The sequence below is a fragment of the Bacterioplanes sp. CLAM21 genome (genome assembly GCF_059641015.1).
Genome location: NZ_CM184929.1, coordinates 986337 through 1011572, shown reverse-complemented (window position 1 = coordinate 1011572; position 25236 = coordinate 986337). Strand labels below are relative to the sequence as shown.

General features: G+C 51.8%; 25 protein-coding genes. 15 read left to right on the top strand and 10 right to left on the bottom strand.

Annotated features, from left to right (window positions below; genetic code table 11):
* Nucleotides 1-22: 22 nt before the first annotated feature.
* Nucleotides 23-391, top strand: a complete 369-nt coding sequence (locus AC55FS_RS04775; RefSeq protein WP_496934929.1) for a hypothetical protein — start codon at nt 23-25, stop codon at nt 389-391.
* On the opposite strand, the gene AC55FS_RS04770 is transcribed toward AC55FS_RS04775, so the two are convergent.
* Together AC55FS_RS04770 and AC55FS_RS04765 are read right to left on the bottom strand one after the other, a co-directional pair.
* The gene (locus tag AC55FS_RS04770) at nt 378-1181 is read right to left on the bottom strand and encodes a hypothetical protein (RefSeq protein ID WP_496934928.1); all 804 of its coding nucleotides are present in this window, start codon (nt 1179-1181) and stop codon (nt 378-380) included. The two genes, AC55FS_RS04775 and AC55FS_RS04770, sit on opposite strands and share 14 nt — an antisense overlap.
* Complete coding sequence (locus tag AC55FS_RS04765; RefSeq protein ID WP_496934927.1) at nt 1178-1915, bottom strand: hypothetical protein; 738 nt, start codon at nt 1913-1915, stop codon at nt 1178-1180. Before AC55FS_RS04765 ends, AC55FS_RS04770 begins: the two co-directional genes overlap by 4 nt.
* Before the next feature lie 253 nt (nt 1916-2168).
* Between AC55FS_RS04765 and sodB the strand changes: the two genes are divergently transcribed.
* Nucleotides 2169-2753, top strand: a complete 585-nt coding sequence (gene sodB, locus AC55FS_RS04760) for a superoxide dismutase [Fe] (RefSeq protein WP_496934926.1) — start codon at nt 2169-2171, stop codon at nt 2751-2753.
* Nucleotides 2754-2816: 63 nt separating this feature from the next.
* Complete coding sequence (locus AC55FS_RS04755) at nt 2817-3401, top strand: Maf family protein (RefSeq protein ID WP_496934925.1); 585 nt, start codon at nt 2817-2819, stop codon at nt 3399-3401.
* A gap of 43 nt (nt 3402-3444) precedes the next feature.
* Here AC55FS_RS04755 and gspD read toward each other — a convergent pair whose 3' ends face one another.
* From gspD to AC55FS_RS04735, 4 genes are all read right to left on the bottom strand, one after another.
* Nucleotides 3445-5334, bottom strand: a complete 1890-nt coding sequence (gspD, locus tag AC55FS_RS04750) for a type II secretion system secretin GspD (protein WP_496934924.1) — start codon at nt 5332-5334, stop codon at nt 3445-3447.
* 11 nt (nt 5335-5345) lie between these two features.
* On the bottom strand, nt 5346-6227 hold the full coding sequence (locus AC55FS_RS04745; protein WP_496934923.1) for a type II secretion system protein N: 882 nt from the start codon (nt 6225-6227) through the stop codon (nt 5346-5348).
* Between the two features lie 58 nt (nt 6228-6285).
* Nucleotides 6286-7047, bottom strand: coding sequence for a type II secretion system protein N (gspN, locus tag AC55FS_RS04740; protein WP_496934922.1), 762 nt, complete (start codon nt 7045-7047; stop codon nt 6286-6288).
* A gap of 120 nt (nt 7048-7167) precedes the next feature.
* Complete coding sequence (locus AC55FS_RS04735; protein ID WP_496934921.1) at nt 7168-9237, bottom strand: neutral/alkaline non-lysosomal ceramidase N-terminal domain-containing protein; 2070 nt, start codon at nt 9235-9237, stop codon at nt 7168-7170.
* 240 nt (nt 9238-9477) lie between these two features.
* Here AC55FS_RS04735 and AC55FS_RS04730 point away from each other — a divergent pair, with 240 nt between their 5' ends.
* Nucleotides 9478-11007 carry a methyl-accepting chemotaxis protein gene (locus tag AC55FS_RS04730; RefSeq protein ID WP_496934920.1) on the top strand — a complete coding sequence of 510 codons (1530 nt, stop codon included), beginning with the start codon at nt 9478-9480 and terminating at the stop codon, nt 11005-11007.
* 26 nt (nt 11008-11033) lie between these two features.
* Nucleotides 11034-11771: a substrate-binding periplasmic protein gene (locus AC55FS_RS04725; RefSeq protein WP_496934919.1), complete on the top strand. Its 738-nt coding sequence runs from the start codon at nt 11034-11036 to the stop codon at nt 11769-11771.
* Between the two features lie 54 nt (nt 11772-11825).
* On the opposite strand, the gene AC55FS_RS04720 is transcribed toward AC55FS_RS04725, so the two are convergent.
* Nucleotides 11826-12113 (bottom strand): GIY-YIG nuclease family protein, encoded by a 288-nt coding sequence (locus tag AC55FS_RS04720; RefSeq protein WP_496934918.1) that lies wholly within the window; start codon nt 12111-12113, stop codon nt 11826-11828.
* A gap of 67 nt (nt 12114-12180) precedes the next feature.
* On the opposite strand from AC55FS_RS04720, the gene trhA reads away from it, so the two are divergent.
* Both trhA and arfB read left to right on the top strand, forming a co-directional pair.
* Nucleotides 12181-12834, top strand: a complete 654-nt coding sequence (gene trhA, locus AC55FS_RS04715; protein ID WP_496934917.1) for a PAQR family membrane homeostasis protein TrhA — start codon at nt 12181-12183, stop codon at nt 12832-12834.
* Nucleotides 12834-13271: an alternative ribosome rescue aminoacyl-tRNA hydrolase ArfB gene (arfB, locus tag AC55FS_RS04710; protein ID WP_496934916.1), complete on the top strand. Its 438-nt coding sequence runs from the start codon at nt 12834-12836 to the stop codon at nt 13269-13271. The genes trhA and arfB overlap by 1 nt, the downstream gene beginning before the upstream one ends.
* A 47-nt stretch (nt 13272-13318) precedes the next feature.
* Here the strand turns inward: arfB and djlA are convergent, their stop codons facing one another.
* The 3 genes from djlA to AC55FS_RS04695 are packed head-to-tail and all read right to left on the bottom strand — an operon-like array spanning nt 13319 to nt 15800.
* Nucleotides 13319-14122 carry a co-chaperone DjlA gene (gene djlA / locus AC55FS_RS04705; RefSeq protein WP_496934915.1) on the bottom strand — a complete coding sequence of 268 codons (804 nt, stop codon included), beginning with the start codon at nt 14120-14122 and terminating at the stop codon, nt 13319-13321.
* Nucleotides 14119-14766, bottom strand: a complete 648-nt coding sequence (gene murU, locus AC55FS_RS04700; RefSeq protein WP_496935940.1) for an N-acetylmuramate alpha-1-phosphate uridylyltransferase MurU — start codon at nt 14764-14766, stop codon at nt 14119-14121. Before murU ends, djlA begins: the two co-directional genes overlap by 4 nt.
* 5 nt (nt 14767-14771) lie before the next feature.
* Nucleotides 14772-15800 (bottom strand): aminoglycoside phosphotransferase family protein, encoded by a 1029-nt coding sequence (locus tag AC55FS_RS04695; RefSeq protein WP_496934914.1) that lies wholly within the window; start codon nt 15798-15800, stop codon nt 14772-14774.
* A gap of 126 nt (nt 15801-15926) precedes the next feature.
* On the opposite strand from AC55FS_RS04695, the gene AC55FS_RS04690 reads away from it, so the two are divergent.
* The 8 genes from AC55FS_RS04690 to AC55FS_RS04655 all read left to right on the top strand — a co-directional run bounded on the left by AC55FS_RS04690 (nt 15927) and on the right by AC55FS_RS04655 (nt 25186).
* Nucleotides 15927-18347, top strand: coding sequence for an LPS-assembly protein LptD (locus tag AC55FS_RS04690; protein ID WP_496934913.1), 2421 nt, complete (start codon nt 15927-15929; stop codon nt 18345-18347).
* The gene (locus tag AC55FS_RS04685; RefSeq protein ID WP_496934912.1) at nt 18337-19617 is read left to right on the top strand and encodes a peptidylprolyl isomerase; all 1281 of its coding nucleotides are present in this window, start codon (nt 18337-18339) and stop codon (nt 19615-19617) included. The genes AC55FS_RS04690 and AC55FS_RS04685 overlap by 11 nt, the downstream gene beginning before the upstream one ends.
* Nucleotides 19614-20585, top strand: coding sequence for a 4-hydroxythreonine-4-phosphate dehydrogenase PdxA (gene pdxA / locus AC55FS_RS04680; RefSeq protein ID WP_496934911.1), 972 nt, complete (start codon nt 19614-19616; stop codon nt 20583-20585). Before AC55FS_RS04685 ends, pdxA begins: the two co-directional genes overlap by 4 nt.
* Nucleotides 20586-20588: 3 nt before the next feature.
* The gene (gene rsmA, locus AC55FS_RS04675; protein WP_496934910.1) at nt 20589-21407 is read left to right on the top strand and encodes a 16S rRNA (adenine(1518)-N(6)/adenine(1519)-N(6))-dimethyltransferase RsmA; all 819 of its coding nucleotides are present in this window, start codon (nt 20589-20591) and stop codon (nt 21405-21407) included.
* Nucleotides 21400-21777 (top strand): Co2+/Mg2+ efflux facilitator ApaG/CorD, encoded by a 378-nt coding sequence (gene apaG, locus AC55FS_RS04670; RefSeq protein WP_496934909.1) that lies wholly within the window; start codon nt 21400-21402, stop codon nt 21775-21777. Before rsmA ends, apaG begins: the two co-directional genes overlap by 8 nt.
* Before the next feature lie 7 nt (nt 21778-21784).
* Nucleotides 21785-22588, top strand: a complete 804-nt coding sequence (locus AC55FS_RS04665; protein WP_496934908.1) for a symmetrical bis(5'-nucleosyl)-tetraphosphatase — start codon at nt 21785-21787, stop codon at nt 22586-22588.
* Between the two features lie 15 nt (nt 22589-22603).
* The gene (glpE, locus tag AC55FS_RS04660; protein ID WP_496934907.1) at nt 22604-22945 is read left to right on the top strand and encodes a thiosulfate sulfurtransferase GlpE; all 342 of its coding nucleotides are present in this window, start codon (nt 22604-22606) and stop codon (nt 22943-22945) included.
* Between the two features lie 318 nt (nt 22946-23263).
* Entirely contained in the window at nt 23264-25186 is a 1923-nt protein-coding gene (locus AC55FS_RS04655) for a PrkA family serine protein kinase (RefSeq protein WP_496934906.1), read from the top strand.
* Nucleotides 25187-25236: the final 50 nt, after the last annotated feature.

The window sequence follows — 25236 nt, the reverse complement described above, 5'->3', positions numbered from 1 at the left end:
CACGCATTTGGAGGTCGATAAGATGTTCAGACTAGTGTTTCTGTTACTGGCGATGTTACCAGCCACGGGCCAGGCCAATCAGGACAACTATTATTCCGACGATCTGTTCGAAGCCATTGCTGAGGCACGTAAACGCAGTCATCACTACGACTACAGTCAGCCACAGCGCTATAACCGCTCTACTTCGCAAAGCATTAATATACCGCGCATGCTGAACCAGGAGCTGGGGCAAAAATACGTCATGACACCCATAGAGGTGGATTTACAAGGCAACCCCAGCAGCCATGCCACTTCCGATTCCAACTTCGAACCTCCCGCTACTCAAAGCCAAACACAGCAAATAGGCAATAACGCCAGTAGTCCGGTCTCGGTGACGGTCAGCGTGCGCTGAACTTCGCTCTTAATGCTGTGCGCGCTTTGGCAGACAACAGCATCAGTGCCTGATCGCGTTGCCACTGCTGTCGATCGGTTACGCTTCGAAGGGTTTTTTCCGCAGCAACGAGCTGTTCTAGGCACTGCTCTAGGGTATCTAACCCGGCAAGATCATAGTGCTGAGGGTGACGGTCAAAATGTTCAATCAATGCCTGAGCAGCGGATGCTAGTAACTGTGGATCAGCCACCCGGTTACGCATCCAGCCAGCCAGCGCCAACGCGACATGCACGTCTTCCCAGTAGCGAAATGGTTTATTCACCCTGTTGTGGGCATCCGCCAAACAGAAATCTGCTTCCACTGGCACCTGCTCAAACCGCACCGGACAATGGCGCACCTGAGGCACAAAGGGCTGTGCCAGCGGCGCCTGTGGGTGAATGCCATCAGCCTGGGCCGATACTTTAACCAGCACCAACTCGTCGTTTTGCCTGGCCAGCACATACAGCCAATCAAGCTCTATCGGCTGCATTAACATGACATGGGACTTTAGGCCCGATAAACGCCCTTGCTCAAGCTGGCACGACATCTGCCCCAGGGACCTTACGCCGGTTTCTGAAACACAAAAGGCCGCCAGCTCGGCAGCCTTCAAGTTGCGATCGAGGTAGCGCAGCGCCAGCTGATAAGCCAGCACAAATGCCGTACCGATATCATCCGCTTGTGCCCCTAACTGCCAGGCTAAGCTGGCCGAACTCGTTAGTGGCGCAGCCGGTAACTGGTCGCGCAGCGCGCTGATATCGGTAACGCTGATCATGGCTGTATTTGCGGCCTAAGGGCACTCACTTGTTGGCGCAAAGAGGTGATCACCACTTGTTGGTCTCGCAGCTGCTGGCTGTGTTGAGCCAGCTGGCTTTCCAGCATTTGCAGAGCTTCATTATTTTGACCACCACGCAGTTCACTGGCATTCACGGCCGCTTGTAGTTGCGCCACCTGCTGCTTCAACGTGGACGAGCCTTGGGCCTTTTGCAACGCCTTAAGCTCGGTTGTTAAGGCCGCCAGCTGCTGCTTTAGCGAATCCTGTGCCTGAGTTTGCTGTTTATGCTGCTGTGAAGTGCTGGCTTGTTGCTTTTTCAAATCATTGCTCAGCGCTTTCAGACTGCTGCTATTGCTGGCGATGTCATTTTTATTGCGTTTGTTGGACACGTCCCACAGCTTGCGAATTTCCGACATATGCAGTTTTTGCGTGGCACGTACCGCCGCCAGGGAAACATTGGCGTCTTCATCGGTGGCACTGAGTTGTTGCTGCAGCGTCTCGAGCGCCTGTGATTGCTGCTGCAATTGCTCGGTTAAACCATTCAGTTGCTGATGTTGCCAATAACCCAACGCCCCCAGACCTGCCGCCGCCAACAAGGCCAGCACGGCTAATCCGGTGCCTGCGGAGGAATGACCAGCGCCCTTAGCGGGAGCGTGTTTGCCGCCAGCGCGTGACGGGGTATCGTCGGCGCTGATTTGAATATCACTGACAATAGGCTCTTTACGATCTGACATAGCACATTCCTAATTGCAATCGCGCCAGTATACCGCCTTGCTGCCACCTTGCGAGCGGTGAGTCGTTTGACGCTGGAATAGCCCTACATTTTGCGTGCATAGCACGCTGCATGGGGCGGTGCTATTATGCCAGCACTTAGTAGCCGCCAGCCTTGAAAAATCGCTAACTGGCCGCACATCTAAATAATAAGGTCAGCCCTGTGGCCGACCACCGCGTTAAGCAACCTGACCCAGCTAAGAATGGAGACCTATCATGGCGTTCGAATTACCGGCCCTGCCTTACGAAAAAAATGCCCTTGAGCCACACATCTCTCAAGAAACTCTCGAGTTCCATCATGGCAAGCACCACAACACTTATGTGCAAAAGCTGAATGGCCTGATTGAAGGTACTGAGTTCGCTGGCAAATCGTTGGAAGACATTATCAAGAGCTCTTCTGGCGGTGTATTTAACAACGCGGCACAAATCTGGAACCACACCTTCTACTGGCACAGCCTGAGCCCAAATGGTGGCGGTGAGCCAACTGGTGCCATTGCTGAAGCCATCAACGCAGCATTTGGTTCATTCGCTGACTTCCAGGCCAAGTTTAACGACATGGCAGTGAACAACTTCGGCTCTAGCTGGACTTGGTTGGTGAAAAAAGCCGACGGTACACTGGACATTGTTAACACCTCTAACGCAGCAACGCCTCTGACTGAAGAAGGTCTGACGCCACTGCTGACCGTCGACCTGTGGGAACACGCTTACTACATCGACTACCGCAACGTTCGCCCTGACTACCTGAAAGGTTTCTGGGCACTGGTTAACTGGGAATTTGCTAACCAGAACCTGGCTGCTTAATTCAGCCATGTTGCAAAGCCGGGCGCTGCCCGGCTTTTTTGTATCTGCCGTTGGGAAATCCTAATGAAACTGTTACTTGCTTCCAGCTCACCCTACCGCCAACAACTGTTACAACAGCTACGCCTTAACTTTGACTGCGCCAGTCCGGATATTGATGAAGCGGCTTTGCCCAATGAAAGCCCAACGGCTTATGTCGAGCGCCTGGCACGGCAAAAAGCCGCGGCCCTGGCTCCAGAATATCCACAACACTGGATTATCGGCAGCGACCAGGCGTGTGTATTAAACGGTGAGATTTGCGGCAAACCTGGCAACAGCGAAGCGGCAGTACAGCAACTATTGAGTGCCAGCGGTCAGCGCGTTGAATTTTTAACTGGCCTTTGCCTGCGTGCGCCCAACGGCCAGCAATGGTCCGTGGTGGAACCCTTCGCGGTGCAATTTCGCACACTCACCGAGCCACTGATACGCCGCTACGTTGAGCTAGAACAGCCGCTTAATTGTGCCGGCAGTTTTATGGTCGAAGGCTTGGGGATTAGTCTATTTGAAGCATTAGACGGCCGCGACTTTAACAGCCTGATAGGCCTGCCTTTGATTGCATTGCGAGAGCTGTTGGCTGAGGCGGGAATCGAATTACTGCAGTTGGCCAACTAGAAAGATCATATTGGCGCCTCTGCAAGCAGAGACGCCAGTCGCTTTAACGTTGCAGCGGATAGCCTTTGAACAGGCTTTCCATTTGCTCATTCACGCTGTCCTGACCCAGTTGATCAGACAGAGTAAATTCCCAAATGCCTTCGAACTTCTTACTGGTCAGCTCGGCACTTTTACCTTGAGACAGCACGATAGTCGGGCGCAGGAACACCATCAGGTTGCTTTTTACATGCTCAACCTTAGTGGAGCGGAACAGCCAACCCAAAATCGGAATGTCGCCTAGCAGCGGTACCTTGCTTTCCAGCTCACGTACGTCATCACGAATCAAACCACCCAAGACGATGGTCTCTTCGTTTTCCGACAATATCATGGTTTTGATCGAACGTTTGTTAGTGATCAAATCGGCACTGCCTTCAACACTGGTGGACGATACCGACTCCTGAGTGACTTCCACTTCCAGACGCACATCATCACCTTCATGAATGTGCGGCTTCACCTTTAGGGTGATACCCACGTCTTCACGAGTGATGGTGGTATATGGGTTGGCGTTATCACTGCCTGTGGTTGAGCCCGTACGGAAGGGCACGTTCTGACCGACGATGATTTCCGCTTCCTGGTTATCGAGGGTCATAATGCTCGGCGTCGACAGCAGGTTGGTATTGGTCTCACTTTCCAACGCCTGAATGATGACACCAAAATCAAACTCACCGTTGATTTCACTAAAACCACCCAGGTTCAAACCATTGGCCACGGCACTGGCCGGATTATTGCCGGCAATGGCGGTAGCAATGCTGCTAATCGATGGCCCGGCATTGTCGAAGTTAGTACCCGCGACCGGCGCATCCAAGTTACCCGTCGCCCACTGCACTCCTAGCGCATCTTTGACATCGCCCGTCACTTCAACAATGGCGGATTCAATCAGTACCTGGGCACGACGCACATCCAACGAGGTAACCAACTCTTCGATTTCTTTCATCAACGAAGGCTCAGCACGCACCACCAAGGCATTCAGTTCTTCATCGGCATGAATACCGGCTTTGCCTTTGGCTTGATTTTCACCCTCACCGGCTGGCGCATCCGCCAACAGGCCTTTCAACAGCTCTGCCAGCTTTTTGGCATCGGCATACTGCAAGCGCAATACCTTGGCGCTGCCAGAAAAATACGATGGCTGATCCAGCTCTTCGATTAGTTTGCGAATGCGCTCGCGGGCACTTTTTTCGCCTTTGATAATCAAGCGATTACTACGCTCGTCAGCCACCACACGGATACTGCCTGCAGTATTGTCCTGACTGTTGTTATTGCCCTGACTCACCTTGGATGGGTCCAAGCTTTGCAACATGGTCACGACGTTGCCAACCCAGGCTTCTTTTAGCTGGATGACTTCCAGCTCTTCACTGCCAGATTTATCTAAGCGCTGAATTATCTGCTCAATGCGGCGAATGTTAGTGGCGTGATCCGAGATAATTAATGAATTAGCCGACTTCACTCCAGCCAGGTGACCATACTTGGCCACCAAAGGGCGCAAAATAGGTACCAGATCTAATGCCGGTGTGTTTTTGATGGTAATGACTTTGGTCAGCATTTCCTGACTTTCAGCAGGCGTCGCGTCGGTCATGTCACGACCTTGCTGTTTGATCTCGTTTTGCTGCACCACCAGCGTCACGTCACCGGCCGGTACTGCGGCAAAACCATGCACTTGCAGGACTGACAAAAACAGTTCATAGACTGCAGCCTGGTCCATCGGCTCACTACTGAGCACGTTCACTTTGCCTTTAACACGCGGATCAACCACAAAACTTTTGCCAGTAATGTCGGCTACCTGACTGATAAAGGCACTGATATCCGCCTCTTTCAGATTGATTTGCCAGTTATCCTGCGCCTGGGCGGTGGCCACCATCAGTGCCAGCACCCCTGCTATTAACCATTGCTTTAACACACTGTGTTCCTTTAATTCAGACTGTGATTGACCACGAAGCGTTGATTTCCGCGCTGCACTTCAATGCGCGCTTGTCCTGAATCCCGCACTTGCTGCAGGATCATCTGATCGGCACTTGCGTCGCCCAGACGCTGGCCGTTAACCGATAACACGATATCTCCCGGGCGCAAATTCAGTGCGCTCAGCATAGAGCCAGACTGGACCTGATAGCCCTGACCCGGACCGTTGCTGAGCAGCCCCAATTGACGGATCGCCGCTTGCGGGTCTTGAGCTGCAGCGTCGGTAGTCATTTCGAGAAAATCAGACGGCGAGCGAACGTCGCGGAAGCGTTCGCGCAGTGATATTGGTGATGGCTCCGGTCTGGCCACGGCACGAGCCGATACGCCACGACGGTTTTGTTCTTCAAACTTCAATGTTTCAAGCTTGCCGTTGGTATCAAGAATCACTTTATCGGTCTGCACACCGGCTAACTTGGTACGGCCTTGGATGCGATCACCAAGGCGATAGAACTCACCTTCGCCATTTTGTGGCGCGATAATGGCACCTGAGCCCTGATCCTGACTGGCGACAGTGACTCCCAGTAATTCCAGCCTGAGCTTGGTATCTGGGGCATCGACTGTTTGCTGCACCGGCGTTACAGGTTCTGCACCGGGCTCACCGAACAGGTGATAGCTAGCAGTGCCCGCAACTTGCTGGCTACTGCTAGCATCGGCACTGCCCTGTGCGGGCGGCGGTAATACCACGGGTGTCGGTGCGATAACTAGCCAGACGAGGTCTGCCAGCTGCACCGCGATCACTAGGGTACAGGTCAGTTTGCCCAGTCGCAGTAGCCAGCGCTGCCAAGGAGCCTGAGCATTGCCGTCCGTGGTGACTGCTGCTGTGGATTGCATCATGTAGAACTTCCGTTACTGCTACTCATACGCCGGCGGCGATAGTGAAAGGCGCTCAAGGTTATAGAATCTTTTCAGACACTTCAAAAATTACCGTATCGGCTTCGGCTTTAGCCGGCCACTGCTGGCCCAGCACATCCAGGAAGCGTCGGCGAATTCGACTACCACCCCAGCCATCTGGCTGCAGATATAACTGACCCAGAATCTCGTTATCCGTGGTGGTTAGCGCCAGCACAGTGTTGCTGTTTTCTGTGGCAATGTTGCCAATCAGCATCGGCAAGGTAGCCTTCACTGGCTTGCCATCCACCGGGAAAGAGACATCTCCGCCACTAAATACCAAGCGGCCCGATGCGTCTGATAACTTTCGCTCAGTCATATCAAATTGCGCATTTAACTGACTAACTTCGAAATGCCCTGCCAAAGACGCCTGGCCACGACGCAGCAATGGGCCCAGCATATCGGCATCCACATAAGCACTGACCTGCTCAAGCTGTAGAACCTGCTGATGATCTAATGCCACCTGGCCTTCTATACGTGCAGAACCCACCTTCACCTCTAGCTCTGACGCCAAGGTACCCGTCAGTAGTGCCAGCGGTTTCAGCTGCCACTGGCCATCGATGCGGCCCAGCATGCGGTCACTCAGCTGTGCCTGGCCGTGCCAAAGGGTGCCTGTCACACTGTTAACTTGCAGCGGCAAAGGACCGAGTTGGTCCCTAACGTACGGCCAAACAAAATGCAGCGGCGTTTGCACCACAGCAACGATCAAAAATGTGAACAACCCGAGTATCCAATACCCACGAGCGGCCCAGAATGCTTGTAACATGATGACCTGCGTATCCGTATCCCTAAATCGACGGCCATTCTACTCAACCAAGCGGGCGAGTGTAACGCCGTCATGTGACAGGATTGCAAAAAAAAGCCCCCGATGTGACGGGGGCCCCGTTCACAACGACACCCGAAAGGGCGCTGACACCAGTGCCGGCAACTTCTCTCGCGAGGCAATGGTTAAGCGATAGTTGCCACCCGCCACTGGGTTGTACCAACGCACCTGATAACGCGCCATGCCGTCGTCGTCATCCTCCAGCCAGCGAACCTCAAGGTCATAGCCATCGTCTGAAATAGGACGGCCATGATGCGTTAACGGCTGCCATTGACCGTCATGTTCAACCTCAACCTGCACCAAGGGTTGGTGGAAACGGATTTTACTGGCTCCGACATCGAGCCATTCCCACGCCATATAGTCTTCTTCACTTGGCTGCTTGGCGATGACAGTGCGTCCTTGTTGCAGCCATTGCCGTTGTCCCTGCGCAGGTTGAGACACTGGCAGGAACTGGTTGGTATGTAACTGATAACGCCAATCAGGCAGCAGCTGCTGAGATGGACCTTGCTGGCGCATGTCCCTGGCCAAAAGACCTAGCTGTGCGCTGAGGTAGGGGGTTGTTTGACGGCCATAGAGCGTGTGTCCACCCTCGTAGTTTTGAAAGCGATACTCTTCTGGGGTGGTGGCGTAACCAAAATAGCCATTACTGGTACTGGTAACCCAGGCATGACGAATGGGCTGCTCTGCGTTTTGCCACTCGGCCAGCACCGCTGCACTGATGCGCCGACCGGCTTCTGTTGTTACCTCAAAGGGTAACGGCAAAATGGCGGTGTCGTTGATACGTAGCAGCTGAAACATCACGATATGCGGAAAGCTGTCTTTCGGTTCAAACAGAGGCTGAATAAAAGAAAAGCCCAGGTGTCGCTTATTGCCCTGACAGCCCTCGGTATTAAACCACCAACGATGAGACCACGCAGTGCCCCCTTTAAGAAACGGCAAGGCCGCCAACCAGGGCGTGCGGCGTTCATAAGCCCCCGCCGCCACTGGGTTGCCAACCGCAGCATCCTGACACAACTCAATATCAGCAATGCGGTTATGCTGGCGGATATCGATTTCCCGCGCCGTACTGGCCAACTGCAGCTCATCTTGCAGTTCCTGACCGAGTTGCTCAAACAGCAAAATCGCTTGCTGCCCCAGTCGCTGCCCAAGCCCACGCGCATCGTGCCAGTTCAGCTGGTGATGGCCAAAGGTATTGTCACCACGATCAGGAACCGCAGGCGCCATATCACCTTGGGTGCCTGTGGTCATGGCGTGTACCACAGGCCAGGGCGTCTGATAGCGTTCAGCCATGCGCCATTCTAAATCTTTTTGCGCATAGGCAAACAAATCGGCGTTATACACCTCAACCGGCACTGACACACTGGTAGCATGCACGGAAAAACTGGAAAACGCTGCTAACGGCAAATAACGGCCAGACTCATCGGCAACATCGATGCGTACCATATAAAGGTTGGGGTTAACCGCCTGAAATTTGGCCATCGGGTCCGTGGTATCAATATCACCGACCGTGCTGTTCAGTGCATACGCCTGCAAGGCGCGATTGCGATTGATACCAAACACCTGACGCACTCCGGTCGCTACCCGTGCCGCACGCTGCTGCTGATGCGCCTGGACGATACCGTCGCTGATGCGCCCGGTCACAAACTCAAGAAAGTCGGGCTCCAGCCACTGGCCGCTCGACATATGCTTGTTGTAGAAATCATTGTGAAAAAAGTTAACCGGTGCCGAATGACTGTGAGAGCCGGTGATCACGATATCTTTTGGTTGCAAACCCGTTAGCGCAGCCACTCGCTGCGACACCTGGTGATGAACTAACAGCGAACCTGCGGCCAAGTCGGTTTGCACCAGCGCCATTGATTGACCACGGCCATCGTTTAAGTACAGCACCCGGGCTTTGAGACGGGTGCGAAAACCTTGTCCACGATTGGCCATCACCGAATAGCCACCCATTGGCATTCCTGGCGGCGGAGTGATGTCGATACTGACGGCGGCTGCACTGGCTCCGTGGCCATCAACGACTGCCGCAGCCTTGGGTTGATCAATATAAATTTCCTGACTGGCAGCACAGCCCATCAGATGCAAGGTGCCCAACAGCGCCACCACGGTGGCAAACAAGGATCGATAACAGAACATAGTGAGATACCGGCATTGTCATTATTATTTTGCACATTTGTACCATATTGATTGGCAAAGGTCATAGATCCACTTCATACCTCAGCATGAGTAACAACGGATCCGAAGACAGCAAAGACGTAATAACTAAACCAGGATAAAAAATCTGTTACTTATAAGAAATTTGCCTTAGCAGAAAACTTCGGCCACCACGTTGCTCGACTAACCTTGCAGATAAACCTGTGAAAGAAGTGAACCGCCATGTCTTTAAACAGCTTGTTGCTGAAGACAATCCTGCAGATTGTCGCCGGTATCACCGTGATTCTGGTGCTGTTAGGCGCCTTTAACTACTCCAATACTGAAAAACGGTTGTTAGCCGAGGTGCAAGCGGATGCACAAAATGTGGTGAAGCGACTGCAAGGTAGTTTGCCTCTACCGATCTGGAATTTCGATCAGGATACCGTGGTTAAAAACATCGAAGCCGAATTAGCCGCGGATTTTGTTAACCGCATTACCGTCGTGGTCAATGAAGACATCTTTGCCACCCGTGCTAAAAACGCCGACAACGAAATTATCGAAAGCCAAGCCAGCGGTAAAAAAGATGCACTTGAGCTATCTGAGCCACTAACCTACGCCGCTGACGGTGACGAAAGCGAAGTCGGTAAGTTAGTTATCGCTATCAATAAAGAGCGCGTTACCGCTGCTTTGAACTCAGCGCTACAAATTGAGATCTTCCGCGTTCTATTACTGGCCGTCATCGCTTCTATTCTCATTACTTTGATTATTAAAGGTTCAGTGATTTCACCTTTGAACAAAATTCGCGAAGCCATTCACGATATCGCCGAAGGCGATGGCGATTTAACCAAACGGTTGGACGACAAGGGTGCCATTGAGCTGGCCAAAGTCGCCAGTGAATTCAATGTATTTGTCGCCAAGTTAGCTGATCTTATTCGCGATATTGGTGAAACCGGCGCTGCCATGGCATCAAAATCGCAGGAAAGCCAGGGCTACGTTGAAGATATTCGCGGTGAGCTGCAAAGTCAGCGTTCCGAAATCGACTTAGTTGTATCCGCCAGTACCGAGCTGTCCAGTAGTACTGACATGGTGGCGCAAAACGCGCGCCAGGCAGCGGAAGCGGCTGTTAATGCCAACCAAAATGCGCAACATAGCCATACCATTGTAAATACCGCTGTCGACAGTATTAATGCTTTGTCGACAGAGATCGGACAAATATCCGAAGTGATACAAAATCTGGTCAAAGAAGGTGAAAACATCGGTGCCGTCAGTGATGTCATTCAAGGCATTGCCGAGCAGACCAACCTGCTGGCTTTAAATGCTGCTATTGAAGCTGCCCGTGCAGGCGAGCAAGGCCGTGGCTTTGCTGTGGTTGCTGACGAGGTTCGTACTCTGGCACAACGTACCCAGCAGTCGACCGAAGAAATTAACCAAATGATCGAACGGCTGCAAAAATCCACCGAAGAGGCTGGTGTAGCGATTCAAAAAGGTACCGAAAACGCACAAACCAGCGTACAGAAAATCACCCGTGCCGGCGAAGCAATCAGTGAAGTTGCTGTCAACATGGATGAAATCAATACCATGAATTCGCAAATCTCCCAGGCCGCATCTGAGCAGAGCAGCGTAATCACTGAGCTCAACCAAAACATCGTCAATATTTCTCACAACGCTGACAGTACCGAGCAGCTGGCCAATCAAACCGCCGGGGTCAGCTCAGGTACCATGGAACATGCCCTTGAGCTGCAGGAAAAAATGCAGCGATTTAAAACATCCTAACTCGCTTAATCCGCTAAGGAGCCGCTATGTTAAAGCGCATTGCACTATTGCTAACATTGACGTTATGCACCAGCCTGGCCTGGGCTGAAAAAACAGTGTATTTAACCTCTCTCGATTGGCCACCCTATTCAGGCAAAAGCCTAAAAAACCAAGGCGCCTCGATTGCCGTAGCCAAGGCTGCCTTTGAAGCCATGGGTTACAAACTGGAAGTGGAGATATTTCCTTGGAGCCGGGCGGTTTCCTTAGCTAAAGATGGCAACAGCAAGTATGCAGGCTACTTTCCCGAATATTATTCCGATGGTGTCGCAGAAGAGTTCACGTATTCTGACCCGATGGGCAAAAGTCCCGTCGGTTTTGTTGAGCAGGCCAGCAAGCCGATCCCTTGGAGCAGTCATGAGGATCTGAAACAGTATTCCATTGGAGTCGTACAAGACTACGTTAACGAAGCCAAATTTGACGCCATGGTCGCTGACGGGTCACTGAAGGTGCAACCCGTCATCAGTGACAAAAACAATTTGATGAAGGTTATCAATGGCCGGCTAGACATGGCTGTAATTGATAAAAACGTAATGAAATATTTGTTTGCTAATGACAATGCACTAAAAGGCAAAGAAGACAAAGCTAACTTTAATAGCAAGCTATTAGATGACAAAGACATTTTCATTTGCTTCAAGAAAACAGCGGAAGGGGCTGAGTTAGCCAAAATATTTAATGATGGCCTAAAGAAAATTGACCTAGAATCAATCCTTGCCGCTCATATGTAGAAATTAAAATTTACATTCACCTTTTCACCCAAAGCCCGGTCGAATCCGGGCTTTTTATATTTCTAATGGTAACAATTCAGTGAGCTGTACAGCGCCGCAAATCAAGGCTTCTTTGTCCTTTTTGGGCAAACGTTTCAACCGATATTCCAGCCTTAAGGCTTGTGATCGCCCCCCCACGGCTTGCTGAAACTCTAATCTGAGTGGCCCACGCCCACGCACCGCTTTAGCCGCACGCGGACCACCTGAGCAATGCTCATGGAAGCGCCTGTTAACATCCGTAGTAATGCCACAATACAGATCGCCTCGCGCTGTGCGAAGCAAATACAGCCACCAGCTATGCACATTATCCCCTTGTATCCCATTGCAAAAGTCGTATCGTAGCGGCACTTTAAGTCTTTTTGTAACCACTATGCACAGAATATTTCGCGAACCGATTAGCGGCCTGACACATCTTGCCGGCGCCATCTTTGCCGTGGTTGCTCTGTGCATTATGTCGGTTCAAGCAACGTTGCACGGCGGCATCTGGCACACAGTGTCATTTGCTATCTTCGGTGCTTGCATGCTGATCATGTTCACCAGCAGTACTATTTACCACCTGTTACACGGCAGCGAGCATATGATTGCTTGGCTAAAACGCCTCGATCATATGGCCATCTTTTTAATGATTGCGGGCTCCTATACCCCTATTTGCCTGATACCACTCAACGGACCGCTGGGATGGGGGTTATTGGCGTTTATCTGGCTGGTGGCATTGGCCGGTGTTCTGCTGAAACTGTTTTGGATCAATGCTCCCCGCTGGTTATCTACCTTGCTGTACGTTTTGATGGGCTGGTCGGTGGTATTCATCTACCCGGCCTTGGAGCGCATCCCGACTGATACGCTGCAGTGGATGCTATACGGCGGCATTTGTTACACTGTGGGAGCGTTAATTTATGCGCTTCGATGGCCCAACCCTTGGCCCAAGTGGTTTGGTTTTCATGAAATATGGCACCTGTTTGTTATCGCCGGTGCATTTTGCCATTTTTGGGCCATGGCCTTTTCGTTAACCAGAGTTGTGGTGTAATGCCTGCCGTCATCACTGATCCATTATTTATCTCGCGCACGGTACAAATACCTTGGCGAGAAATCGAATTGCATGCTATCCGCGCTCAAGGCGCCGGCGGACAGAATGTTAATAAAGTATCGAGTGCCATTCATCTGCGCTTTGATATACAAGCATCCTCTTTGCCCGATCACTACAAAGAGCAGTTGCTGCAATTAAGCGACCAACGCATTACCAGTGACGGCATTGTTGTTATTAAGGCCCAGCAATACCGCACCCAGGAACAAAACCGCGAAGACGCTTTACTGCGTTTACAGGCGTTGTTGCGCAGTGCCACCGTGGTGAAAAAGAAACGCATTGCCACGCGGCCAACCCGTGCGTCCCAACAACGACGAGTCGATAAAAAAGTAAAGCAAGGGCACACCAAAAAAATGCGCGGCAAGGTGAGTTTCGACTAGGAATCCGCTGAATGATTCGCTGCTCGCACTGGATAACCCGAGCAGCCCTAGCGCCTAGCCTTTCGAACCTGATCGTAAGCATGCTGAATCTGCTGGGTTTTTTCTTTGGCCAAACGAATCATTTCATCGGGCAAGCCCTTGGCGTGCAGTTTGTCTGGATGATGCTGACTCATCAAACGCCGATACGCCTGTTTCAACTCGGCATCTGTGACACTGTCTTTAACCCCCAGAATATCGTAGGCCGCAGCCAAAGACTGTTGTTGGCTGCGCGCAGACTGTTGTTTTCCTGCCTGTCGCGCCGCTTTGACCCGAGTATGAATCCATTCAAACTGGAAAGCACTGATATCGAGCGCCCGGCACAATCGTTCAAACAGTCGCCGCTCCGCCACCGACAGCTGCCCATCGGCATACGCCACACTCAGCTGAATTTCGAGAAACATCTGCGCCAAAGTACCGTGCTGCGATAACGCTTGCTTCAATCGTTGCAAATCATCGCTCAGATCGTAATCAGACTGCTTGCCTTGGTTAAAACACTCAATAGCTTGCTGACGCTGATCACCTCGCAAATGCATTTGATCCATCACGTGGGTAGCTGCAGCAATTTCAAGTTCACTGACGCGACCGTCTACTTTCGCCAACCGCCCCATGGTGCGAAATGTCGCTTGAAAGAACACCGCTTGGATCGCCACGCGTGACAGTCCAGAGCCCTGATGTTCAAGCGTTCGGCCATGCAAGGCATGCTGGATGGCACGGTCAATCAAATGACCTGCAATCAGTCCAACGATGGCGCCAGTAGGCCCGCCACTCAGTAGCCCGACGGCCGTCATGGTCAGTTTACCGGCCCAGATCATGACGTCATTCTACCCGCTTGTTGCAGGCGCTCGGGGGTGCCGACATCCAGCCAAGCATTTGGCCAGTATTCGCCGCTCACCTTAGATTCTGCTATTGCCTGGCGCAACAAAGGCGCCAGTGGCTGTGCTCCATGGTCGAGATGCTCAAACAAGCGAGGGTGCAATAGGCTAATGCCCGTGTAGGTGAGCTTGGGTGACGATAGCGTTACCCGCCCATGCTGGAGCGAAAAATCCCCCGCAGGGTTGTGATCTGGGTTATCCGTTAGCCACAAATGGGCCAAGTCATTGGCCTTAAGAGTGACCAACGGCGGCAGCCCTTGAGGCAAAAATACATCGCCATTGACCACCAAAAACGGCTGCTCACCTAACCATGGCAACGCGTGTTTTATGCCACCGGCGGTCTCCAATGCCTGCTGCTCATGAGAATACCGAATAGTGACGCCAAAACGTCGACCGTCTCCTAACTGAGCTTCGATTAAATGGCCTAGATAGCTGACGTTAATAACCACTTCGGTTATACCGAGGGACGCCAGCGCAACTAAGTGGTATTCAATTAATGGCTTACCAGCAACAGGCAGCAAGGGTTTAGGCAAGTCATTGGTCAGACTGCCCATGCGCTGGCCTCGTCCAGCCGCCAGAATCATGGCTTTCACGCGCTTTCCTCAACCTCAGGCAGCAACGCAGGCATCAGCCGCTCGGCTAGCCAGTGGTGAAACTCTGCAAGTTGTGGATATCGTTGGCTAACGTTGAGCAAATAACGACAGGTATTGGGGATGTCACCCAGATAGTTATGTTTGCCATCGCGCAACGACAATCGAGCAAAAATACCAGCGGCCTTCAGGTGGCGCTGCAGTCCCATCCAGTCGAAATCTTGGCGAAATTGCGACCATTCCCCCAGGTAAATACCCAGAGGGCGAGCGGCCTCCCAGTATTCACCGGCAAGTTCTTCGATCCAGCTCTCAGGCCAATTGACGTAGCAATCTCGCAACAAGGACACCAGATCATAGGTTGGCGGACCGGCCACGGCATCCTGAAAATCAAGTACTCCGAGCTGATCATCCTCCAACACCATTAAGTTGCGCGAATGATAATCGCGATGAACAGTCACTGTCGGCTGGGACAAGGCCTTCTCAGCCAACAAGTCAAACGTCGATTGCAGCATCTGTTGCTCAGCCTCAGACAACTGCATCCCCAGATGGCGCTGGCACAACCAATCGCGAAACAAGGCCATTTCACGCTGCAATAAAGACTGGTCATAGACAGGTAAGCCAACCGTAGACAACTGTTGAATTTGCAATAGTTGCCGTATCACCTGGCGATACCAGCCACTCACCTCATCCTGGTTTTGTGATGATGACTGCAGCACGTGCCATAACCAGGTATCGCCCAAGTCTTCCAGCAGCATAAAACCCTGTTCGACGTCGGCTGCCAGCACCTGTGGCACTCGCACGCCCTGGCGATGCCACTGCTCTGCCAACTGTATAAAGGGACGACAATCTTCTTGGTGTGGTGGTGAATCAACCACGATCCAACTTAACTGGCGATAGCGCAGGCGATAATAACTACGAAAACTGGCATCACCGGCCACTACTTCCAGTTCAGCCACTACATTTACTGACGAATGCTGCCGTAAAGCATCGGCAGCCCATGCAGCGACGGCAAGTTGTCGCGTATCCATGCTGGCCTCTCAGGTTCAGTCGTTCTAGAATTGGCGCCGCGTTGTGTCAGACGACGACTTATCAGCGCGCTAATGTAGCACACATCGTCGACATTCATCAGACACAGGATCGGCCCTTCCTCCGCCATGAATTTTAATGCTGTCAAAGGTTCTTTAGTACTGTGCATTGGCTTAAGCAATGTCAGTGTTGGTGCACAGCCTAACGAGAATGCCACAGAGCTATCCTGGTACCCTCGAGCGCTACTCAGTGAAGAGCAGCAAGCCAGTCTGCCATCTTTTTGCAGTGGCATGTACTTGCCACCAGAGTTGCCGTCTATCGCCGGTGAGCAAATTGAGCTGGAAGCCAACAGCTCCAGTTCCGATGCATCCGGTGGCGTGTATTTTCGTGGTAACGTCGAATTTGCTCGACAGGGCCAAAGATTGCGCGCCGATGAAGCCGACTGGTTTCGTGATCAAGGCGAGGGAGAATTCCGTGGTAACGTGCAGTTCGACAGCACTAACCTGGTGCTGGCCGGTGAACAAGCGACGCTAAGTCAGGACAAGGGCACACGCCATACCGATTTGTTTGGCGCCCGCTATGCTCTGACCGACCAGCATTTACGCGGCAGTGCAAACCATATTCGCCTTCAGGCTGATGGCAAATTGCAGCTACAGCAAGCCAGTTTTACCTACTGCGAGCCAGGCAGCAATGACTGGGAGATCCGAGCCAGCAGCATGACCCTCGATCAACAGTCGGGTATGGGCAGTGCTTGGCATACTCGGCTGAATTTGGGCGGTGTGCCCGTGGTATACCTTCCTTATTACCGTTTTCCGATCGACGATCGGCGTATGACGGGTTTTTTGAATCCGCAGCTCAGCCTCAATCAAGAACTGCAGGCAGAAGAGATCCGACTGCCTTTTTACCTCAACTTGGCTGACAACGTCGATGCCACCATGACGCCTCATCACATTCTCGACAGAGGATTGCTGTGGGAAAGCCAGCTGCGCCATAAAACCGAACTGCTGGGTGATGGTGAGCTGAACTACGGGTATTTAAATCAGGATGCCACCGACGATGATGAACGCTGGGGCATTAATTATCGTCAGTCTGGCGCTTTTGGGCAGGGGTGGAGCCACAGCTGGGTCTACAACAATGTCAGCGACGGTGATTACCTCAAAGACATGAACCCAGGTGGTGCCATTGACCGCACTACCCATTTGCCACGTCGTGGACAAGTTAGCTATCAACAACAAGATCTGACCTTTAGTGCGATAGCGGAAAGCTTTCAAACGCTGGACGACAGCATTTTACTCGAAAACAGGCCCTATCGGCGGCTACCGCAACTGGAGCTGAGCTATCAGCCGGTTCGTTTTAACGATTGGCAATGGCAACAGCGCTTGCAGTACAGCCAATTCACTCGCGATGACGACGCCAGTATTGCCGGCTCACTGCAAACATTAACAGGCGCGGATGCTCTTAATGCCCATCGCTGGGCTGCTGATACCGCCGTTAGCTATCCCTTATATTGGTCCTATGCCAGCATCGAACCAAAGGCTGAGTGGCGTTACCGCCACTATCGCTTCAGTGGCCCAGAGCAGCAGTGGCTTGATTCGGCACAAGCGCCAGATCGACACCTAAGCTATGCCGTACCGCGTTACTCTCTGGATGCCAGCTTATTTTTTGAACGACCCTTTGAATGGTTTGGCAAACAGCAACTACAAACGTTGGAGCCGCGTTTGCTGTGGGTCAAAAGTCCTTACCGTAAAGACCAGCAAGCAGTACCCAACTTTGATACTGCAGCCACCACAGTATCCTATGCCAGCTTGTTTAGCGGCGACCGTTTTACCGGCGATGATCGTCTGGCGGATCTCGACCAAGTTAGTGTTGGTGTGACCAGCCGTTGGCTCAATGAGCGAGGAGAAGAACGCCTACGAGGCAGTATCGGGCGGATTTTTTATCAACAGGACCGACGTATTCAGCTGACAGGGGATATGGCTGAAGACAGCGATACCTCCAGTACTCTGGCAGAATGGCAGTGGATGCCAACGGATGCGCTGCGAATCTACAATACCTTGGAGTGGGACCCGTATCAGGATTTCTTCCGTCAACAGCGGCTGGGCATACGCTTTCGTCCTGACAGCAATCGTTTAATCAATGTGGCCTGGAACACAGACCGCCGTTTTGACTCAGACAATGACCGCATTCAGACCAACAACCGCCAATTGGACGTTGGCGTGTTCTGGTCAATCAACGACCGCTGGGCCCTGGTTGGCCGACTGCTTAGAGATTTGAAAGACTATGACGACGACGAATTACGCCCTCTAAACCCGGTACTGGAATCCATTGCCGGCTTTGAATACCAAAACTGTTGTTGGCGTGCACAGCTGCTGTATCGTGAAAGCTCACCCAGCAGCGATGACTTCAGTGATGGTTTCAGCACCGATAAAAAATACAGCTTCATGTTGAACCTGCAGCTCAAAGGACTCGGTTCCTTTGGCAGCGGCACCGACGACTTGTTAAGTGACAGCATATTCGGATACTCAAGACGACAATACCATGACTATTAAGCGTTATTTTTTTGCTCTAGGCCTGACCCTGTTAACCAGTATCAGTGTCGCCAAGCCACAGCCTCTGGATCACGTAATTGCTGTGGTCGACGAAGGCATCATTATGAACAGCGAGCTGCAACAGCGGCTGTCACTGTTAAAGCAGCAAAATGCTGGTGCCCAATTGCCACCGGACAATGTGTTACGCAAACAAGTGCTAGAGCGCATGGTGGTGGAAAGCATCCAGCTACAAATGGCCGATCGTGCTGGCATCCGCATCAGCGATGCTCAACTCAATGATGCCTTGCAGCGCATCGCTGCACAAAATGGTATGAGCCTGCAGCAGTTCCGCCAGGCCATGGAAGCCGAAGGTACTCCTTTTAACGCTGCTCGTGAGCAAATTCGTGACGAAATGCGCATCAGCCGAGTGCAACGCTTTCAAGTCGGAGAACGGGTACAGATTTCAGAGCAAGACATCGACTACTTTCTGGCATCGGAACTGGGCAAAATGACCTCAGCGGCAGAATATCAGCTGAGCCACATATTGATTGCCGTTCCAGAAGCCGCTTCTGCCAGCGATATTCAAGCCGCCGAAGCGAAAGCTGAAGCGCTACGTGAGCAAGTAATCAATGGCGCGGACTTCCGCCAGCTCGCTATTGCCGAGTCAGCCGGTCGTAACGCCCTCAATGGCGGCGAGCTGGGTTGGCGCAAAGAGGCACAGCTGCCGAGCATATTTGCTGATGTTGTTCCTAAGTTGAACATTGGAGATGTGTCTATACCGGTTCGCTCCAGTAGCGGCTTTCACTTAGTGACACTGACCGACAAACGTGGTGGCAGCACCCGCATTATCAATCAAAGCAACACTCGCCATATATTGATCACCACCAATGAACTACGTGATTCACATGAGGCCGAAGAATTGATCAACAGCCTTTATCAACGCGCCAAAGATGGTGAAGACTTCGCGGCCCTCGCAAAAGAATTCAGCGATGACCCGGGCAGTGGCGCCAGTGGCGGTGATCTTGGCTGGGTAAGCCCAGGCGATATGGTGCCTGAGTTCAATCAGACCATGCTCGATATGCCCATCGGTGAGATCAGCGCGCCATTTCGCAGCCAATTTGGTTGGCATATTCTCCAAGTGCAGGAACGCCGCGATACCGACGTTGGTGAAAAGCTGCAGCGCCAACAGGTAAGGCAAATGCTGTATGGTCGCCGCTTTGAAGAAGAACTGCCCATCTGGCTACGTAAGATTCGCTCCGAGGCCTATGTTGATATCAAGGCAAAGCCGTGAGTTCATGCCTTGCGCTCACCTGCGGCGAGCCTGCCGGTATAGGCCCGGACTTGATCCTGCAACTGGCACAGCAGCCAAAGACTCAACCTTGGCTGGCGATTGGCTGTCGCCGCACCTTGCTTGACCGCGCTCAGCAACTCGGCCTGTCGTTGCAAATCCAGCGCTATGAGCCAGATATTCCGGTGCAAATGCAAGCCGGGCAGCTGACTCTGGTCGATGTACCCACCCAAGCGGAGGTACAACCAGGCCAGCTCAATCCTGCCAATGCCCAGCACGTGTTGGATATGTTGCAAATCGCAGCACAAGGCTGCTTGCAAGGTCGCTGGCATGGCATTGTTACTGCACCGGTGCATAAAGGCATTATCAACGACGCCGGCCAAGCGTTCAGTGGCCACACCGAGTTCTTTCGAGATATTAGTGGTGTCGATGAAGTGGTCATGATGCTGGCTACCAACGATTTGAGGGTGGCGTTAGTCACCACCCACTTGCCGCTGCGTCAGGTCGCTGACGCCATCACAGCAGAGCGCCTTGAGCGGGTCATCCGTATCCTGTATCAAGACTTACAGCGTTTTTTTAAATTGCCAGCCCCCCGAATCCTGGTCGCTGGCCTCAACCCTCATGCGGGTGAAAACGGCCATTTAGGCCATGAAGAACTGCAGATTATTGGTCCGACATTGCAGCGCCTGCGCGAGCAAGGCATGCAACTGATTGGGCCGCTGCCAGCCGACACCCTCTATACTCCAAAACAATTGCAAACCGCCGACGCAACGCTGGCCATGTATCACGATCAAGGCTTACCGGTACTGAAGTTTCATGGCTTTGGCCGTGCTGCCAACATTACTCTGGGGCTGCCTTTTGTACGCACCTCAGTTGATCACGGTACCGCTTTGGATCTGGCCGCCACAGGTCAAGCCGATGCCGGCAGCCTGGCAACAGCAATCGACGTCGCCGCACAAATGGCTCAATAACCCATGTCAAAACACGTTCCTAAGGCCCATGGCCACAAAGCCCGTAAACGCTTCGGGCAAAACTTTCTGCACGATCAATATGTGATCGACAAGATAGTGCGCGCAATTCACCCTGTGCCGGAAGACCGCCTGGTAGAAATTGGGCCAGGTATTGGTGCCATTACCGAGCCACTACTGGAGGCAGCCGGTCGCTTGGATGTGGTCGAATTGGACCGCGACCTGATACCCATTCTGCGCACCAAGTTTTTTAACTATCCAGACTTTCGCATTCATGAAGGCGATGCACTCAAGTTCGACTTCAACCAAATTGCCGAGCAACAGCCGCTACGCATTGTCGGTAACTTGCCCTACAACATTTCAACTCCGCTGATCTTCCACTTGTTGAGCCACCACAATACCGTGCAGGACATGCACTTTATGCTGCAAAAAGAGGTGGTTGATCGACTAGCAGCGGGGCCTGGCACGTCAGACTATGGCCGCTTGGGCATCATGGCACAGTACTACTGCCGAGTTGAGCCACTGTTTATTGTCGGCCCAGGTTCCTTTAATCCTCCGCCCAAGGTCGACTCGGCCATTGTAAGGCTGGTGCCGCATACCGAGTTACCCTATCCAGCTCAGGACGTTAAAATGTTGGAGCAGGTGGTACGCAGTGCTTTTAGTATGCGCCGCAAGACGTTGCGTAATACTCTAAAAAACCTGATTGATGCCGATCAGCTCATCGCGCTGGGCATCGACCCATCACTGCGCCCAGAGCGCATCACCTTGCCCGAGTATGTGCGTATCGCCGATGCCATCAGTGCCCGTGGAGCCGATGATGAGTAACGAAGACAGCATCGAAGTAGCCGTGGATAGCGAATTCCTGGCCGACCAATCGGAACTGGAAGAGCAGCGCTACGTCTTTGCCTACCATATCGCCATTACCAATCACGGCCAGCAAGCTGCGACTTTGCGCAGTCGCCATTGGTTTATTGCCAATGGCAATGCCGATGTGCAGGAAGTCAGTGGCGAAGGTGTGGTCGGAGAGCAACCAACCATCGAGCCTGGTGAAACCTATCACTACTCTTCAGGCGCCGTGCTCAGCACAGAAGTCGGTAGTATGCGCGGCTACTATGTGATGGAATCAGACGATGGCCAGCTGTTTCATGCCACCATTCCGGTATTTACCCTGGCTATGCCGCACGCGCTGAACTGAGACTGTTATGGCCATTTATGCAGTAGGCGACATTCAAGGTTGTTATGATGCTCTGCAGCGTCTGCTCGAGCGTATTCGCTTCGACCCCGCATCAGACCAGCTATGGCTAGCGGGCGATCTAGTTAACCGTGGGCCAGATTCACTGTCGGTATTACGCTTTATACGCCAGCTAGGGTCTCAAGCCATCGCCGTATTAGGCAATCACGACCTACACTTGCTGGCTATTCGCTATGGCCAGCAAGCGCCGAAAAATAAAGACACCCTTGACGACGTACTGAGCGCTAGCGATAGCGATGAGTTATTGGACTGGTTGCGGCATCGTCCGCTGCTGCACTATGCCCACCACTGGTGCATGACCCACGCCGGCTTGCCTCCACAGTGGTCGGTGGAACAAGCGCAAAGCCTTGCCAGCGAAGTAGAACAGTGCCTGCGCAGTGATAAAGCAGGCGACTTTTTTGCTGCCATGTATGGCAATCAGCCAAACCTGTGGAATGATCATCTAACAGGACAGGAGCGCCTGCGTGCCATTGTCAATTACCTGACTCGTATGCGCTTTGTCGACCAAAGCGGCCGTTTGGAGCTACGCAGCAAAGAATCTGCCGGCAAGGCACCCGAGGGATGTGCTCCTTGGTTTAGCTATCAACGCAAAAGCCAACCCACACGCTTGCTGTTTGGCCACTGGGCAGCGCTAGAGGGACATACTGGCGTTGATGACATTATTGCACTGGATACTGGCTGCGTTTGGGGTGGCCAACTGTCTGCCTTACGCCTGGACGACCAACGCTGGTTCCGGGTTAATGCTGAGTCTTAATTGGAGAACAAAGTTATGAGCCAGTTTCAGCACATCGATGCCGCTAGCGCCCAGCCGCTGATCGAACAACAAACCGCTACCGTGGTAGACACTCGCGATGCCATGAGCTTCTCCGTTGGGCATATTCGTGGAGCTACACCACTTAATAACGACACTCTGGGCGAGTTTATGGCGACGGCAGACAAAAGTCGCACTTTGATCGTATGCTGCTACCATGGCAACTCCAGCCAAGGAGCTGCCCAGTTTCTTGCTAGCCAGGGCTTTAATCAGGTGTTCAGCCTGGATGGTGGCTATGAACACTGGAAGCTGGTTTATCCGGAGTTATGTGATACCAGCTCGACCAAACCACAAGACTGAACCAGCAAAGACCCGCCTCCCCAGCGAAGACGAATTGTCTCTGAACGAACCTTTCCTCGATGATTTGTACACTATAAAGAACCGGCTTTTTACGCCGGTTTTTTATTAGCCTGAGTTCCTTAAGGCACAAACAATGCATCGTTTTCTTTAACAGGCTCAATGTTAACACTGAACGTTTGTTGCCCGAATAAAGGTCAATTTATTCATAAATAAACTGGTCGTTAACCCAAAAACTGAACCATACTGAATAACAGCACTCGAATTTTTAACGAGCCGTTATGTAAAACGTGACTACATCGTCATCGAGAGAGGTGGACCATGAGCGTATTCAATCGCTATCAGGAGAGATACCAAGCCACACAGGAAGAGGTGATGTCTCTCCAACAATATCTCGAACTGTGTAAACAAGACCCTTCGGTCTATGCCACCGCAGCTGAACGCATGTTAGCTGCCATTGGCGAGCCCGAAGTGGTAGACACGTCAAAAGACATACGACTCAGTCGCATCTTCATGAATAAGGTCATTAAACGTTATCCCGCGTTCAATGAATTTTATGGCATGGAAGAAGCAGTAGAAAATATCGTGTCATATTTCCGCCATGCTGCCCAAGGCCTGGAAGAGCGCAAACAAATCCTTTATTTACTTGGCCCAGTGGGTGGCGGTAAATCATCTCTGGCCGAGCGGCTAAAACAGCTGATGGAAAAAATTCCTTTTTATGCCATCAAAGGATCTCCGGTTTTTGAATCTCCACTTGGGCTTTTTGACCCAGTGGAAGACGGTCAGATTTTAGAAGAAGACTACGGTATTCAAAAACGCTACCTTGGCAGAGTGATGTCACCCTGGGCAGTAAAACGCCTGCATGAGTTTGGTGGTGACGTCAGTAAATTCGAAGTGGTCAAACTCTATCCATCGATTCTAGATCAGATTGGTGTTGCCAAAACAGAACCAGGTGATGAGAACAACCAGGATATCTCGTCATTGGTGGGCAAGGTGGATATTCGCAAGCTGGAAGACTACGCCCAGGATGATCCAGATGCCTACGCCTACTCAGGTGCATTGTGCCGCGCCAATCAGGGCTTGATGGAATTTGTCGAAATGTTTAAGGCCCCCATCAAGGTTCTTCACCCGCTTCTGACGGCAACTCAGGAAGGCAATTACAACGGCACAGAGGGCATGGGAGCCATGCCGTTTGAAGGAATTATCCTCGCCCACTCGAACGAATCTGAATGGCAAACCTTTAAAAACAACAAAAACAACGAAGCCTTTTTAGACCGCGTTTATATCGTCAAAGTGCCGTACTGCGTACGTGTAGATGAAGAAGTTAAGATTTACGAAAAACTACTCACAAACAGCTCACTGGCGGAAGCCCACTGCGCTCCGGATACTCTTAGCATGCTGGCGAAGTTTACCGTTTTATCTCGACTAAAAGTACCAGAAAACTCCAGCATTTATTCAAAAATGAGGATTTATAACGGCGAGAACTTAAAAGATACTGACCCCAAAGCAAAATCCATTCAGGAGTATCGTGATAGCGCCGGGGTTGACGAAGGAATGAACGGAATATCAACACGCTTTGCGTTTAAAATTCTGTCAAGAGTATTCAATTTTGATTCTTCGGAAGTTGCTGCCAACCCTGTGCACCTTTTGTATGTGTTGGAGCAAGCAATAGAGCAAGAGCAGTTCCCTGAAGAAACACATAACCGCTACCTGAATTTCATAAAAGAGTATCTAGCAACCGAATACGTCAACTTCATAGGCAAAGAGATTCAAACAGCTTATCTCGAATCTTATGCCGAATATGGCCAAAACATCTTTGATCGCTACGTAACCTATGCCGACTTCTGGATTCAAGACCAAGAGTACCGCGATCCAGAAACTGGCGAGATGCTTAATCGCACTGCGATTAATGAAGAGCTAGAAAAGATCGAAAAATCGGCCGGAATCAGCAACCCGAAAGACTTCCGTAATGAAATTGTGAACTTTGTCCTACGCGCCAGAGCCAATAACAACGGACACAATCCATCCTGGCAGTCGTACGAAAAAATGCGCTCAGTTATAGAGAAGAAAATGTTCTCTAATACTGAAGACTTGCTACCCGTTATTTCATTCTCAGCCAAATCTTCTACTGACGATCAGAAAAAACACGATGATTTTGTCGCCCGCATGACAGAGCGGGGCTACACGGAGAAACAGGTACGCTTGTTATCAGAGTGGTATCTGCGGGTTCGTAAATCGCAATAGTGTCTGGCTGATTCACTGCCAGGCTCAGGCATAGCCCGTTTGGCTATGCC

Bases quoted from the DNA above. Each gene is read 5' to 3' on its own strand.
- AC55FS_RS04755 (WP_496934925.1), top strand. From the start codon at position 2,817: ATGAAACTGTTACTTGCTTCCAGCTCACCCTACCGCCAACAACTGTTA.
- AC55FS_RS04685 (WP_496934912.1), top strand. From the start codon at position 18,337: ATGACTATTAAGCGTTATTTTTTTGCTCTAGGCCTGACCCTGTTAACC.
- AC55FS_RS04765 (WP_496934927.1), bottom strand. From the start codon at position 1,915: ATGTCAGATCGTAAAGAGCCTATTGTCAGTGATATTCAAATCAGCGCC.
- AC55FS_RS04730 (WP_496934920.1), top strand. From the start codon at position 9,478: ATGTCTTTAAACAGCTTGTTGCTGAAGACAATCCTGCAGATTGTCGCC.
- AC55FS_RS04775 (WP_496934929.1), top strand. From the start codon at position 23: ATGTTCAGACTAGTGTTTCTGTTACTGGCGATGTTACCAGCCACGGGC.
- AC55FS_RS04770 (WP_496934928.1), bottom strand. From the start codon at position 1,181: ATGATCAGCGTTACCGATATCAGCGCGCTGCGCGACCAGTTACCGGCT.
- AC55FS_RS04690 (WP_496934913.1), top strand. From the start codon at position 15,927: ATGAATTTTAATGCTGTCAAAGGTTCTTTAGTACTGTGCATTGGCTTA.
- murU (WP_496935940.1), bottom strand. From the start codon at position 14,766: ATGATTCTGGCGGCTGGACGAGGCCAGCGCATGGGCAGTCTGACCAAT.
- AC55FS_RS04735 (WP_496934921.1), bottom strand. From the start codon at position 9,237: ATGTTCTGTTATCGATCCTTGTTTGCCACCGTGGTGGCGCTGTTGGGC.
- AC55FS_RS04655 (WP_496934906.1), top strand. From the start codon at position 23,264: ATGAGCGTATTCAATCGCTATCAGGAGAGATACCAAGCCACACAGGAA.
- glpE (WP_496934907.1), top strand. From the start codon at position 22,604: ATGAGCCAGTTTCAGCACATCGATGCCGCTAGCGCCCAGCCGCTGATC.
- sodB (WP_496934926.1), top strand. From the start codon at position 2,169: ATGGCGTTCGAATTACCGGCCCTGCCTTACGAAAAAAATGCCCTTGAG.
- rsmA (WP_496934910.1), top strand. From the start codon at position 20,589: ATGTCAAAACACGTTCCTAAGGCCCATGGCCACAAAGCCCGTAAACGC.
- AC55FS_RS04745 (WP_496934923.1), bottom strand. From the start codon at position 6,227: ATGATGCAATCCACAGCAGCAGTCACCACGGACGGCAATGCTCAGGCT.
- djlA (WP_496934915.1), bottom strand. From the start codon at position 14,122: ATGATCTGGGCCGGTAAACTGACCATGACGGCCGTCGGGCTACTGAGT.
- trhA (WP_496934917.1), top strand. From the start codon at position 12,181: ATGCACAGAATATTTCGCGAACCGATTAGCGGCCTGACACATCTTGCC.
- AC55FS_RS04665 (WP_496934908.1), top strand. From the start codon at position 21,785: ATGGCCATTTATGCAGTAGGCGACATTCAAGGTTGTTATGATGCTCTG.
- arfB (WP_496934916.1), top strand. From the start codon at position 12,834: ATGCCTGCCGTCATCACTGATCCATTATTTATCTCGCGCACGGTACAA.
- AC55FS_RS04725 (WP_496934919.1), top strand. From the start codon at position 11,034: ATGTTAAAGCGCATTGCACTATTGCTAACATTGACGTTATGCACCAGC.
- apaG (WP_496934909.1), top strand. From the start codon at position 21,400: ATGAGTAACGAAGACAGCATCGAAGTAGCCGTGGATAGCGAATTCCTG.
- gspN (WP_496934922.1), bottom strand. From the start codon at position 7,047: ATGTTACAAGCATTCTGGGCCGCTCGTGGGTATTGGATACTCGGGTTG.
- AC55FS_RS04695 (WP_496934914.1), bottom strand. From the start codon at position 15,800: ATGGATACGCGACAACTTGCCGTCGCTGCATGGGCTGCCGATGCTTTA.